7 protein-coding genes are annotated in these 14,357 nt (G+C 61.1%); 6 read left to right on the top strand and 1 reads right to left on the bottom strand.

The genetic code is table 11. The features are described 5' to 3' along the window. Positions 1-355: 355 nt before the first annotated feature. Positions 356-751, bottom strand: a complete 396-nt coding sequence (locus AC1DW0_RS25340) for a helix-turn-helix domain-containing protein (RefSeq protein ID WP_477948754.1) — start codon at positions 749-751, stop codon at positions 356-358. A gap of 116 nt (positions 752-867) precedes the next feature. Here AC1DW0_RS25340 and AC1DW0_RS25345 point away from each other — a divergent pair, with 116 nt between their 5' ends. The 6 genes from AC1DW0_RS25345 (at position 868) to AC1DW0_RS25370 (ending at position 13,997) form a co-directional block, all read left to right on the top strand. After that, entirely contained in the window at positions 868-1,134 is a 267-nt protein-coding gene (locus tag AC1DW0_RS25345; protein WP_477948829.1) for a DNA-binding protein, read from the top strand. A 226-nt stretch (positions 1,135-1,360) separates the two neighbouring features. Then, entirely contained in the window at positions 1,361-2,344 is a 984-nt protein-coding gene (locus AC1DW0_RS25350; RefSeq protein ID WP_477948756.1) for a PDDEXK family nuclease, read from the top strand. Continuing rightward, entirely contained in the window at positions 2,341-4,425 is a 2,085-nt protein-coding gene (locus tag AC1DW0_RS25355; RefSeq protein WP_477948757.1) for a hypothetical protein, read from the top strand. Before AC1DW0_RS25350 ends, AC1DW0_RS25355 begins: the two co-directional genes overlap by 4 nt. Then, positions 4,422-5,801, top strand: coding sequence for a hypothetical protein (locus AC1DW0_RS25360; RefSeq protein ID WP_477948759.1), 1,380 nt, complete (start codon positions 4,422-4,424; stop codon positions 5,799-5,801). The genes AC1DW0_RS25355 and AC1DW0_RS25360 overlap by 4 nt, the downstream gene beginning before the upstream one ends. Before the next feature lie 1,262 nt (positions 5,802-7,063). Continuing rightward, on the top strand, positions 7,064-12,442 hold the full coding sequence (locus tag AC1DW0_RS25365) for an NACHT domain-containing protein (RefSeq protein ID WP_477948761.1): 5,379 nt from the start codon (positions 7,064-7,066) through the stop codon (positions 12,440-12,442). 859 nt (positions 12,443-13,301) lie between these two features. Next, a complete protein-coding gene (locus tag AC1DW0_RS25370; RefSeq protein ID WP_327082895.1) occupies positions 13,302-13,997 on the top strand; it encodes a FadR/GntR family transcriptional regulator in 696 nt (231 codons plus the stop codon). Positions 13,998-14,357 lie beyond the last annotated feature (360 nt).

The raw sequence follows: 14,357 nt of genomic DNA on the forward strand, positions 1-14,357 counted from the left end.
GCTGAGGGACGCAATCCAACCCTTGCAGACCTCGGGCTATGACTGGATCGCTTGGCCGATGGCCAGATCGTTCGATGTCGCCAGCCCAAGCCTGTAGCCACCCTCCGAATAACAGCAGCGCGACGGAGCAAACAACAGCCGCAAGCATGGCTGGTGGGGTGCGCAATGCAGGGGCCACAAGGGAGCCGGCAGTGCATGCGGCCGCAAGGACCAAGAAGACGAGGCCCGCGACGCGCAAGACACGGACGCCAATCCTGCTCTTGGAGCTGGACTCGGAAAGCATGACGTCATGAAGCGCTTCGTCCAAAAGGCGCGAGACCTCATGCGGCGGCGGCAAGGAGTTCCCGCTCATGCCTCACGCGGCCAACTGAAGGGTTTCGATCAGCGCAGCCTCGTCGACCTGGTCACGCGCCGCGAACTGTAGATACAGGTGCTTCACGATGATGGCCTTCTTCTCCGGCGGAAGGCTGATCTCTCGAGATCGCGCCCAAGTGTCCACCTGGTCAGAAATCGCAAGACACAGGTTCCAGTTCAGCAGCCTTCCAGCGGCAGTGGAGCCCGGCTCGCCGGTGAGCACCTTGAGAACGTCGAAACCGTGGGAACCAAGTTCGAGAAGACGCTCGGCACCCAGGCCCGATTGGTCTGTCTCGATCATTCCAATCACGGATCGACTCACCTGCAGCAGCTCTGCGAGCTGCTGTTGACTGAGCTTCAGCCGCTTGCGCTCTGCGGCAAGACGAAATCCAAACATGTTTGAACATCCTCCAAAAGTATGAACATTATCTAACAAGCCGTTCTTAAAGTCCGTAATCAATGACGGTTGTCAATAATCTTGACAAAAGATGGGAAAGATCTGAACATTTCAAAATGCCGACTCTCCGGACTCCAACTGAAGCGCGCGCCTGGCTGTCCCGCCATGGTGTGACCATCACTGGATGGGCGCGTGCCCATGGGTTCAAGCCGGCTGTCGTTGCGGCATTGCTCGCTGGACGAGCACAAGGCAACTGGGGTGAGGCGCACAACGCAGCGGTCGCGCTGGGTTTGCGCCCGTCACCAGACGAGAACGAAGAGCATCCCCTTGCGGCGACCACCGCTCAGGTTGGGGCGCTCGCTCACCGAGGAGTGGCCTCATGACCTGATCCCAACGAAAAATTCGTGGGACAAAAGCACCACGCCCGTGATCCTCGTCAAAGGATCACGGGCGTGTTTGGAATGTGCGAGCAGACTTTTTGCAACCGGCCTGACTCAACTTTCCATCAACGCGCGCCTTTTGTCAATTCGACCCGTTGGGTCGAGGGTGCCTTCGTGCTGTCCCGCTTTCATCCACCTGGTCTATGGCCAGTTCTAGGAGACAGCCACGATGCATCACAAGTTAGCGAAGTTGACTGCGGCGCGGGTCGCCGAGATCCTGCGGCGCCAACGTGCGCCAGTGTTTGGCAAAGGCTACGAGCCTTCGATAAAAGCGTGTCGCGAGGAGGCGCCCTCGAGCTCTCGCTTCGCGACCGTCTGGTCGAGCCTGCTCGGCCGGGACATCCACACATTGTCAAGACCCGAACGCGCCGTTCTTGGGATCCTTTTGTACTGCCCGTCCTCGCTCTTCGAGCTTCAGGAGCAACGGATGCTGCCATTTGTCCCTGCAGCGCATCCTCTCGAGGGTCATCCATTCGCCGAAGGAGTCGAGCTGAAGATGTTCAGGGGCACTCTGGCGGTCGCAGCCGAACTGAACTGCCTCCCGTTCCATCCCGTCGCTTCGGAGGTCAAAGGTGGCCTGAAGCGAGACATCCCGGGCTGCTGGATAGGCGACTACCTCGCCTTTCTCAAAGACGCGAAGGGCCCCTTCTGCGTCAACTTCAACGTCAAGGAGACGAGGGACGAGTTCACTGTGCCCGCGCACGGCGTTTCCGTGAAGACCAACCTGGCGAGAGCCAGGGCCAAGAACACAGCCAGGCACAGAGTCGAAAAGCAGGTCTACGCAGACATCGACATCCCAACGATCGAGGTCGCTGCCGACGAGATCCCAGAAATACTCGTGGCCAACCTCGAGTTGCTGCTGCTCTGGCAGAAACGCGGCCATGGCCTGACTCGCGAACAGGTCCAGGTAGTCCTGGACGCATTCAACGATGGGCTCGCCGTCGAGGCATCTCCTTTGGAGGTGATGGCCGCCGTCGAGGTCTCGCACCAGATCAACCCCTATCAACAGAAGACAGTTCTCTATCAAGGCATCTACCGTCGAGCGTTGCGAATAGATCTCTTTGAGAGTCATCTGTTCATTGACAAGCCGATGGTGCCGGAGCGGCGGGACGTCGTGGAAGTGTTCGGTGACTGGTTCCGGAGGGCGGCGTGAGCATTTGCGCCGGCACGCCCATTACCGCGCCAAGGGGCTACAAGTCGCTTAGGTCTGATGTCACCTACTACTTCCTTCGAAGCAGCCCTAGGACGAAGCTCGTCACGCTGGTCGAGTTCATGTGTCGACCGCCAAAGCAGGTCATCTACAAGAAAGCCAAGAAGCCCAAACGAACGGTTGCCCAACTTCCGCTGGCGGTGTTGGTTCGTCTGCCTCGGACCGACTGGGAGTCCGGCTTGTGGGCACAGGCAGTCGCTCCCGGTGAGAGGAAACTGATGCCTCCGTGGCTTGAAGACCTGGAGGGGCTGGACCTTGCACTGTTTGATTCGGAGCGAAAAAAGGCAGCGAAGCCGCACCAGGACCGGATCGACTCGCAGCTCTTCACGTTCCATGCGCTCCTTCCAAAGATCGAGGAGATCCTCGACGAGGACGATCCCGAGACTCTCATCAATCGGCACGCCCGCGGCTTAAAGCCAGTGCAGAACGTGACCCGCGTAAGGCTCTGGCTATTCGTATACCTCGCATTCGGGCGCAACCGGAATGCTCTTCACTATCCCGTGCATCGCCTTGGGCGTTGGGACCGCATGAACCATCCGTCGGAAGTGAAGCGGGGCGCTCCAGGAGCAAACGGCCCAGGGCATGGGCACAACACAAAGTCGGAGATGCTCGAACGGATCAAGAGCTCCTACGTGCGGTTCTCAGGCATCGGAGTCAGCGACGAGAAGATTTATGTCGACGCGATGCGCGAAGAGTTTGGTTGCAAGACGCGGTGGGTCATTCGAGAGGGCCTGAAGGAACTGGCGTTCTATCACCCACACGGCGAGGCATTTCCTGAGAAGTCCACGTACTTCTATCACGTTAATAAGTACTTCAGGCCGCACCTCGTCCAAGAGACTCGCTTGGGTCGCAACCGCGCGCGCTCCAAGATCAAGCCTTTTCGTGGCAGCTTCACCGAGAGCGCGTGGAACCTGATGCAGCGGGTCGAGGCCGACGCTTATCGCGTTTACGACCTGCCGAAGGGATACATCGAAGGCAGCGATCTGCCTGCACTTGTTGTTGTCGTGAAGCGCGACACGGCGAGCGGCAAGAAGACGGGGATAGGTTTTAGCCAAGGAAGCGAAACCGCAGCCGCCTACCGCATGGCCTCATTTTGCGAAGCTATCGGCCTGCAGGAGTTTGGGCGGCTACTTGGAATGAAGGTCAAGGACGACGGGCGTGGTCTGTCTCCGTATGACATCACGGACCGCGGGCCCGGCTCTACAGCGGGTGGAGCCTCACGCTCCCCTGAATTCAAGCCAGTCATCCGAGAGGGCACACAAGCCTACTCTGGGCAGGCTAAGGCGTTGGTCGAAACATCAAACCCAAAGACCATGTCGGACGACGAAGCACCGTCGTATCGGCGGTCCAACATGACTGTGGTCGAGTTGGCTCGGCGCGAGCTGGCGAACCTCTTGGTCTTCAATGAGGCCACCAACGTTGCAAATCGAGTGGACCCCGAGCTCGAGCATCGGGTGACCCGCCTCAGCCCGAGTGGAATCTGGGAAGCGCTGGATTCGGTGGGCCGCAATGACGCGGTGCAAATTGGATTTGATGAAGCTATACGCGCCTTCCTGGACATCGAGCAGGCCGTGTTGAAACGCGGCGGCTTGGAAGTCGCTGGACGCAACTACTTCTCCAACGCGGAGGCATTCCAGGAAGCCTTGACTTCCGCTGCAAATGGACAAGACATCAACGTAAAGGTTTACGTCCTGACCTGCTGCGTCAGGCACGTCTGGTTTGAATGGAAGGGGCGTCTCATCGAGCTTGACGTGCGGTACCCAGTTGCCGTGTCGGCGATGGTCCAGCACATGTCGCTGTTCGAAGCAGTGGAGTATCACGAGCATATGAAGAAGCGGGAAGGAGCGCATGCCAAGCATCAGCGCGCGGCCAAGGCTCATTTCGCGCAGGACTTCGAGGAGCAAACGGGGATGAAGTTGAGCTCCGGTACGCGCGCGGCGGGCAGGCCAAAGCGAGGAGGTGCTACGGCGCGCCAGGAAGCCAAGGAGGCCAAGCAAAGCTCGGCAGGAAGGAAGGCAGCTTGATTCGAGCAGACGCTTCCACATGGACCAGGCGCTACGAGGAGGCGCTGGAGCCAGGAGTGATTCGCGCGCGAGGCGAATTTCGCGGCAAAGCGCTTGAGGGTCTCGCGGACATGGTTGTCGAGGAAGCCTGCGCAAGGCTGTTTGACGCACTAAAGGACGTGTGCCTCATCACTGTCCAGGTCGAATGGATTCTCAGAACTCTGATCGAGCGCGCGTTGGCGCACGCGAGGGCCGTCTACGAGTCCCCGCATTCGGCCGTAATGGCCGCGTACGAAGGCGTAGAGTGTCGTGGCGGCAGGACACCGATGTTCCTATCGGGCTTGGCGGGCGTAGGCAAATCCAAGCTCGAACTCGTGTTGCGGAAGGTTCTTGCTGGGGGGCAAGCGGTCTACGTCGATCCATCCCACCCTGCTGTGCCGCTGGTTGACTACTTGGGCTGCACCATTGGATCAAAGGCGAGCACGCAAGCCGTTCTCAAGACCCTCGCAAGTCCAGAGGTTGCGAGCGGCCGCGCCAAGATCAACCAGGATGAATTGTCTGGCGATTGCAGGCGCTGGATCCGCTTGCGTGGTGCTTGCTTGTTTGGCGTCGACGAGATGCAGTTCATGACTCAGTCAGCCGAGGCCAGCACATTGGTCACCAGAACCTTGCTGGCACTCTCCGAATTGGAAGTCCCGTGGTTCGTGATTGCGAACTATTCGCTTGGTTGGAAGCTGTGCGAACGACCGGCCGAGGCACGGCAACGTCTCCTCGGAGATCCAGTAATCATGCTGCCCGATCCGCCAGAGTCCGAGGATTGGGGCAGCCTCCTGAAGGAATATCAAATCGTCTTCGCAGACGCGGTTGCCTTCAAGTTGCCGGACATGCGCGCCGAACTTTGGAACCTGTGTGCTGGCTTAAAGCGCGAACTTGTCAAGCTGCTGGTCCACAGCTACCGGCTTGCTCGGCTCTCTGGCGCAAACGCGATGGCTTGGCCTCACGTCCTCCAAGCCTTCTCATCGGCGACGTACTCGGTGTCGCGCGAGGACGTCAATTTGCTCATCGCCCATGCGGGCCAGGGTGGCGGCCTCAGGCGAGATCTCCTGTGTCCCTTCGAGGGACCAGAGGTACAGAGAAAGGTTGATGTGTACTCGGAGGCGCTTCGCGGGGCAAGGGCCGGAAAGGTAGCGCAGGCTACCGTCGAAGGCGGCATGAACGCTGAAGAGCGCCGCGCTGTAGACGCGATCAAGAAGGCCGCCGAGCCTCGGCAGCCACCCACGGAAGCCAAGGTGATTTCGCTGGACCGCAAGCGTAAGCCGAGAACGCTCGACGGGCTGCTTGAAGCTGGCCAGGACTTCTTGACTTCGCTGTCGCCGGCTCCGGGGTCCAAGCCTTAGACAGTCCGCCACGGCGAACTTAATGGTCAGAAGACCGTCTAGTGGCGAGAGTCTTCAAACTTCCCATCGCGTCAGCTGTCGATTTGAATAGAAGAGTAAATGCTAGTGCCATAGCCGGACATGAGCCCGAGTTGCTCCGAACCAAGTTGTCGATCAGATCAAGCGGCTCGCCAACCTTCTTGCGTTCGAAGAAGGGAAACTTTGAGCGCAGGAAGTCCGCGGGGAAGCTGTCAAGGAACAAATCGGAGAGCAGCGGGCCCGTATTCGAAAACTTGTTGCGAATCGACCGCCTGTTTGCCCGAAGCTGCAGGCATCGCTGTACCACTGACCGAGGCCACGTTCGATTCGCTTGGAGCATGGCTGCGGTCATCTCGTCCAAGCTCTGCAGCTGCGGGGCCTCCAGCCATTCAGTCGGAACCTGGCGGTGGGCCCAAGCACCGGACTTCCACACGTGAGCAGGGTCTTGCATGAGGGCCTCGTCCGAGTCAGCGACGCACATCGGCTCGAGATGCTTCACGCATCTAAATCGAAACGGAAGCTGATCGGACCGGCGCCAGACCGCATACGGCCTGCGCCCAAGTTGATCGGCAACGCAGCTCGAGCAGAACGCTGCTCTCTGACTGGGAGGTGCCCATGCGCGCACTGTGTCGCTGCTGGACCAAGCTTGTGGCGGGCCGCTGGGGCGATGGTCTCCTTTGTGCGTGAATCGGGTGAGCGCGAGCATTGAATGTGCCGCGACGTAATGATGGGTGTCGAGCGAGCATTCGAGAGCGAACGCCTCCGGCCATTCAACGCGCTCTCCTAGTCTGGCGAGCGCGCGCTCCTTCAAGACGGACTTCGTCGAGGCGAGATCTGGCGCTCCACACCAGCGGCCAAGTCTGCCGAGGTGCCCTCCGATGAATTCGTCCTCTTCTGCCAAGGGGAGGGGCCATCCCATCGAGGGTAGGCTGGCTCTGGGAAGTGCGTAGGGTGTTGCGAGGATCTGGTTCACAGCTGGACGTCGAAAGGCTCCATCTCATCGTCAGCCGTATTGATGAATAGTCGAAATTCGACTATTCCAACCACGATCCAAGAGGAGGCCGGGCGCTGCAGCAGGTCTCGTCATGCTGGCTGCCCCTTGCACCTGGTGCATTGGCCGCGGCGCCATAGAGCCCACCGATACCATCACGATCGAACAACTGAGATTCGATTCGCCGAGGTCAACAGGAGCCACAAGGTGACAACCCAAGTTCGGACATCTCACCCTGAGGGGTTTAGTAGCCATGCCGTCGCCTGAACTCACTGGCGGCGCCGGATTCACTTACGAGGATGCGGTTGCGGCGAAGTTCCTCGTGGCCATGATCGGTGGCACGACGGCGCCGGCCCTTGATACGCGAATCGTGCAGCGAGTTGCCCAGCAGCAGGCTGACTTTGGCGAGCCGCTGGACGACGTCGTCGTCGATGCCGCCTCCTTGGCTGACGGCTCGGTCATGCGGCTGTCGCTGCAGGTCAAGCGCTCTCTCACGATTTCCAATGCTGCTACCAACACCGACTTCCGAGAGGTGATCCAGCGCAGCTGGCAGACCTTGCAGAAACCCGATTTCCGCGTGCACATTGACCGAGTCGGAGCGGCAGCAGGATCGGTCGCAGAAGAGGCGTTCAGAGCTTTCACAGCAGTGTGCGACTGGGCTCGGGCTTCGGACACGCCCGCGGCTTTCATGCAGCGGTCTAACGGCAATGCCTCGGCTACTCATCACGCCGTCATCGAAGCAGTTCGGTCGGTTGCGCGGGGCGCGGACGCTCCTCTGTCCAATGAAGAGGTGTGCCGTCTGCTTGCGCACCTCGTGCTGGTCAGGTTCGACTTTCTTCATGCAGGATCGACGGATGATGCAGAGGCGGTCGTCAGCCTCCAGCGCGCCCTTGTGCCTGGACTGGTAGCGCGCGCCGGCGAATTGTGGGATTTGCTGCGTCAGCGCGCTCGGGACGGCGCAGGCCGCAGCGCCGTGCACACCCGAGCTTTGTTGGCGCGTGCACTGACTGGCTGGCGGTTCAACGGCGCGCCCGCGTTCGCAGGGGACTTGCAGATCCTGCGCGATAGCACCCGCCACTGGCTTGACCAGCAGGCAAACGATATCGGTGGGACGCATCTTTCGCGCCAAGCACTGCGCGACCAGCTTGCCAAGCAGATGGCAGTCCACCGCCTGACATTTATCAAGGGGTTGCCTGGCACCGGAAAAACGGTGCTGTTGCGCGAGTTCGTGCAAGAACTGGCCGCTGATGGCACCACCGTGTTCCTGACCGCCAATCGGCTCTCGGGCCGCAGTTGGTCGGAGCATGCGCGTGCGATGGGCTTGACGACGACGTCGATCGAACCACTACTTGTGGAGATTGCAACCACCGGACATGCCACGCTGCTCATCGACGGCCTGGACCGCATCGCGCCGGAACAGCGCGCGATCGTGACAGACCTCCTCGGCCAGCTTCTGACGAACCCTGTGCTTTCAGAGTGGCGTGTGGTCGCCACAGCTCGCGATGCCGGGATCGAGCCCCTAAGAAACTGGGTACCGCCCGCGCTGTTCGCTAGCAATGGCGTGGGTTATGTGGACGTGGAGAATCTGACGGACGAAGAGGCCAGTTCCCTCGCGGAATCGCTGCCTGCACTACGGCCGATCCTGACCGGAGGGAGCGAGCGCGTGCGCACGCTAGCGCGCCGCCCGTTCTTCGCCGCGGTGCTGGCACGAGGGTTCTCACTTGCGGCGTACCCGTCCGAGTTCGCGCCTCAGTCGGAAGTGGACCTGGTTGAAGCTTGGTGGACTCGGGGAGGCTATGACGCCCACGCGCCGCAGGCTCTGGCGCGACAGCGGGGGCTGATCGAGCTGGCCCGGCACAGCGCACCCGACCTGGGCCGGAATGTACGCATCCGAGATCTGTCGGCGACGACGCGCGACGTACTCCCGTCACTAGAGGCGGACGGCCTCGTGCAGCAGGTGCGCCCAGGTCATACGGCGCAGTTCAGCCACGACATCTTCTTTGAGTGGTCGTTCTTCCACTTGCTGGTGGATCATGGTGACGACTGGACCGCGGCGCTGACTGCGACCGGGGAACCGCCTGCCCTGGCGCGGGTAGTGGAGCTGTTGTCGCTGGCGACGTATCCGCTTCCAGACCAGTGGTCGCGCGAACTCCGTGCGCTTGAGCAGGCTCAGCTGCGGCCGCAGTGGCTGCGGGCTTGGCTCCTGGCGCCCGTGTTCGGCCCACGCTTCGCCGATCACGCTGACAAGTTTGCTGCTTCACTGTCGGCGAACGGCCATCTGCTACTCGGCAAGCTCCTGGTGTGGATGCAAGCCGAGAAGACAACGCCCAATCCCATGGTGCTGTCCGGGGCGATTGGCGGTGAGCTTGACCCGGCCGCCCGGATCCGCGTAGCAGATTCGCTCGGCTGGCCTTCGGATTTCGCCGCGTGGCGCCGTCTGCTCATGTGGGCGGTCGAGCATGTCGAGTCGATACCTGATGCATATGTACGGGACCTCGTCACGCTTTTTGAGACCTGGCAAGTTGCTGTCGCGGACTACCCCAATGAGGTGTCAGAGCAAATCGTCGCGCAGTGCGCCACGTGGCTGAATGCGATCGAGGACGAGCATGCAGATCGTCGACATTGGTACCGAGAGCCGCCGGGCGATGCTGCGCCGCGCCCGTACATCCCCACCAACATGGAAGCCGAGCTGCGCGCATTGGTTTTGCGCGCGGCGCGCGCGTACCCGGATGTGGTGGGCGCATATCTCACGAAGGTAGAGGCAGTTGAGCGCTGGTCTGACAAGGCCTTCCGCGAGCTCATGGACTACTCGCCGCTGTTGGCGCAGACACATCTCGCGCAGCTTGCTCGGATGGCCCGGCGTTGGTTCATGGCAGAACTACCGAACGACACCGCGACGCGGTGGCGCCGCGAAGCGCGTGAAGAGGGCCGCAGACGCAGGGAAGCTCAAGCGATCCCGCCGGAGAAAAGATCGCGGTTCGAACAGATCGCGCTTTCGGCCACCGCGATCATGCATAACTCGTTTTCTAGACACGATTGGGACCGGCTATCGATCGACGGTGACCATCAGGGCTTCTTCCCTGCGTCGCCACTAAGAGAACCCTTTCATTCGCTGCTCCTGCGTGATCCGGCTACCGGACTGGCGTTGATCCGCGATGTGACAAACCATGCCACCGTTGCATGGCGCCAGTTGCACGACCACTGGCGTGGCAGCTCGACACCTTTGCCACTGGCGCTGGTCTTCCCATGGGGGCGCCAGGAGTTTTGGGGGGACGACCGGCACTACTTCTGGTTTCGCGGCCACGGCGGACCTCAAGTCGTGGAATGCGCGCTCATGACTCTGGAGCGGTGGGGCATCTCGCAGCTCGATGCAGGGCGTCCACTGGGCGAAGTGCTGCAACAGCTCCTAGAAGGGCAGACGAGCATTGGCGTCCTTGGGATTGCGATACACCTTTCCCTGCGGGCCAGAGAGGTGTCGCCTACGACGTTGGCACTGTTGAGCAGCATCCGACTGTGGCGACTTGACTTGCAGCGAATGGTCCAGGAACAGCAGTTGCAGAGCGCCGGGATGATTGGCTTTGAAGGGGGAAGCGCCGACGCGGTACACCGGCAAGCCGTGGCCGAGACGGCAAAGATGGCGTCGCGACGTATGGAGCTTCGCAACTTGGTTCCGCTCTTCGTTCTCGGCACCGATACGGCGATGCGCGACGCTTGCCGAACGGCTCTTGACGCCTTTCCAGACAATCTGGAACTCGCTTTTCAAGAAGAGTGCCAAGCGCTTGAGCATGTGGCAGAGCTTCGCAGCACCGCTGAACTCTGGTCTGAGCTGGGGCATGTCGAGAACTACACAAGCGAACCGGTCCCAGGCCGTGATGATGTGGTCAAGATCTCGGTAACCAGCCCGCGGCACGAAGCTCCGCAGGTGAAAGTTGCCCTACAGAACCATGAGCTGTTGGCGCGCGAGTCCCAACTTTGGCTTTGGGTAGACAAATGCTTCACTTCGCGCTGCTGGGACGCAGGATTCACGGCGGACGAGGCCGTTGAACGTGCGCGCGAACTGGCCGAACGGGCAAGTACAGGAGAGTCGATTTCCCTGATCCCGGGCGGCAGTCTTACAGAGGGGGCAATAGCTGGGACGGCTGCGGCCGTGATTTGCTTTTCGGGTGGACACGCGCATGAGGCCTGGGCCAACGCCATGCTCGAGAGCTTTCGCGTCGCGCAGGATGAGATTTCCGACGACACGTTTGGCCCGTCGGTGATTCCGTGGCACCCGAAGATCTTCGTGGCACATGCGCTGGCCGCGCGCATCAAGGTCGGCCGTGAACTTCATGGTGACCGCGACGCGCTTTATCGCCTAGTCGCGCATCCGCTCGATGCAGTTGCAACCGCTGCGTTGGCCGGCGTCGTTGGTTGCTGGGAGCGCGATGCTCGTTTTGCTTGGTGCGGGTTGAATCTTGGGCTGCGGCTGGCGCAATACTTGAGCAGAAAAGACCTCTATCGGCTTGATGGCAGCGCCCGGCGCCGACTGGAGTTGGATCGTCGTGCGGCGGCGGTGACTGCAGCGCTTGGCGAGTTCAACGCGGAAGAGCCTCTGCCTGCATGGGTGCGTCCACGCCCGTCATGGCAACAGGCTGCACCAGACGTTGATGACGCGCACGATTTTGGCGAGCGCGATGAAGATGGGTGGCAGCACACGGACGATCTGTGGGACGGTCGATTTGCCGCTGTGGTCCTGCAAAGGGTCCCAGTGGCGGCCGTCATGGCCGGCGAAGGTCGCGCGCATTTTGTCGACGCCCTTGAGGCGTACGTCAGTTGGACACTCGACACGATCAATCCGGCGTGGCGAGCCGAGCGGCGCCGCGGTCGTGAGCGTGGCGAGGGAGACCTGTATGAGTGGGAGGATCAACTCGGGCGGATGGTGGCGTGCGTTGTTCCCCACCTTCCCAGCGATGAGGTCTTAGGACGCTTGCTGCGGCCAATCCTTGCTCAGCCCGATCAAATCGCCATGCGGTTGCTCGCGCCATTCACCGTGTCTGTGGTCTGCGGTGAAGTTTTGGATTCGCAACTGGTCCGCGATGACACTTTGAAGGTGTTGCATGCTGTACTTGAACGGGTCCTGGAGAATCGTGACCTGCGACGCTCGCCACATGAAAAAGGGCGCATGGGAGGGTTCCATTTGCCGAAGCTGGTCGAAGCGCTGCTCTTCGTACTTGTCGAGCATGCCCCTGGCGCTGCCCGCTTTGCCAACGGCCTTTGGGATGACCTTGGCAAGGTGATGCCGCTGATAGATCGCATCGTGCGCGCCGCTGGTTGGCATCCTTATGTAGCGAGCAAGTTCGTCACGCTGTGCGAGCGCTCCGGCGCTGCCTACCCCGCCGACACGTTCGCTGACCAAGTGCTGGCGCAGATCGTCGAAGGACGTCTGCCGGTAGGCTGGAAGGGTTCCTTGATTCCGGCCAAGATTGCAGCGTTGGTGCAGGCGCATGCCGACCGATCCCATCCGCTTCCGGCTCCTCTGGCGCGTAAGCTCCTGCAGGTACTTGACGGGCTGGTAGATCTTGGCGATCGCCGCAGCGCTGCCTTGCAGCAGAGCGAGTCTTTTCGCGGTGTCCGTTTAGAAGCACCAGCGTGAAGCGCGCGTGCGCCTACTCGCTGCCCTAGCGATGGAGAGTTGACGGGTGACTGTCAGGAGCTGTCGACTCGCAGTTGAAGAACCCAGCTGGCATCCTTCCAAGAGGCAGGACGGACCTTATTTGTAAGCGGGCCGCATAGCGCTGCTTCTTGTGGACTCCCGACGGACCTTGTCCGATGCGACAGATGTAATGGAATCAACAAGTTATGCAAGCATGCCCGGACGGACCTTATTTGCTGGAGTCAGCCACCAGTTGTGATGTTGTCGCCGACCGAACTTTGAGCCAGTGGCTCAGTTTTCCGTCGGCGACAACACTCGGCGCTCTCAATGCGTCGCTGCGGTCCCTTGTGCGCCGACACGTGGACCCCGCGGCGCCGATGGGTTTCCCCTAATTAGTTTGACGGCCGATCGAACTATGATGACGGCACGGCATTGTCGCAATTATTTTCGCCGATTGATTCGGCGCCGAATCAAGCCCAATTAGGTGGTTTGGAGCGGAACCAGCAGCGTACAGCCGCCGGTTTCCGCCGCCAGCCGCGTCCAACGCACTCTTTTGTCAGGCGGACCAGCCCATGTTTGACCTCACCCCTAGCGCCCGGCTGGCCAACCCGCATGCCCTTGGAGGCGTCGTGCGCACACCAGGCGGTAGTTCTGCGGCTAGGACCGACCACGTGGAGGGCTGGCCCGAATTCACATCCCTGCCACCGATGGGCCGGACTGGATGGCCCCCAGCCATGGTGACCAAACTCGCCGAAAACTTCGCTGCAAGTTCTGCAGTTTGAGCGGCTGCCAGTTATTTCAGAAATAGGAGTTCACGGAGGCCATGTCATTTCATCATCGGAGCGTCGAGCCCCGTCGCTTGTACGAGCAGATCGCCGATCGGATCAGGGCGCTGATAGAAGCCGAGGGCCTGGTCGAAGGCGCACGGCTTCCCGGTGAGCGCGATCTGGCCTCGCTACTCGGCGTGTCGCGGCCCTCCCTCCGTGAAGCGCTGATCGCGCTGGAGATAGACGGGCGCATCGAGATTCGCGGCGGATCGGGCATCTACGTCTGCCCGTCTGGCCGTCGCAGCGAAACTTCTGCGCTGAGCTTGGGGGACAGCCCGGAGGAACTGCTGCAAGCGCGAGTTGTACTGGAGAGCGCGGTGGCCACGCTCGCCGCCGCTCGCGTCAGTACGTTAGGGCTGCATCGTGTCGAGGAGGCTCTTGAGGCGATGCGGGATGGGCTCGCCAGAGGATATAAGCCAGTCGAGGCTGACCGACGATTTCATCTCAGCATCGCCGAACAGGGCGGGAATTCCGTGCTGGTTGGAATGGTCGGTGCACTGTTCGACAGTCGGCATAGCCCGATTTCAGCGCAGATGAGTGTGCGCGTGGAAACGGAGCGCAGTTGGCGGTCTGCCCTGGACGAACATGAGGCGATCCTTCGGGCGCTCAAATCGCGCAATCCGCAAGCTGCGGCGGCGCAGATGTGCCATCACCTCCAGTCTTCCCATAGGCGCTGGATCGGCGAACCGACCGAGCCCTCCACCGAGGCGGCGCTCGCATGGGCGTGATCCCTGCTTCGGCGCCCAAAGAGGGTCGGTCGGGCTCGTGTGATTTCACGCCCCGAACGGGATGTTGGGCCTGCGTCGCCGATGGGTTTCCCCTAATTAGTTCGACGGTCGATCGAAATATGATGCTCGCGCGGCATTTGCCGCAATTATTTTCTCCGGTTGATTCGGCGTCGAATCAAGCGCGATTTGGTGGCTTTGGAGCGGAACCAGCCCCATACGGCCGGCGTCCTCTGCCGCCAGCCACGTCCAACGGACCAGCCCATGTTTGACCTCACCGTAAGCCCCCGGATGGCCGAACTGCGTGTCCTTGGAGGTGCCGTGCGCACCTCGGGCGGTGGTTCTGGGGCTAGGACCGGCCGT

The organism is Roseateles sp. P4_D2 (assembly GCF_056401875.1).

Excerpts from the sequence above, each read along its gene's own strand:
- AC1DW0_RS25350 (WP_477948756.1), top strand. The coding sequence starts at position 1,361 with ATGCATCACAAGTTAGCGAAGTTGACTGCGGCGCGGGTCGCCGAGATC.
- AC1DW0_RS25340 (WP_477948754.1), bottom strand. The coding sequence starts at position 751 with ATGTTTGGATTTCGTCTTGCCGCAGAGCGCAAGCGGCTGAAGCTCAGT.
- AC1DW0_RS25345 (WP_477948829.1), top strand. The coding sequence starts at position 868 with ATGCCGACTCTCCGGACTCCAACTGAAGCGCGCGCCTGGCTGTCCCGC.
- AC1DW0_RS25365 (WP_477948761.1), top strand. The coding sequence starts at position 7,064 with ATGCCGTCGCCTGAACTCACTGGCGGCGCCGGATTCACTTACGAGGAT.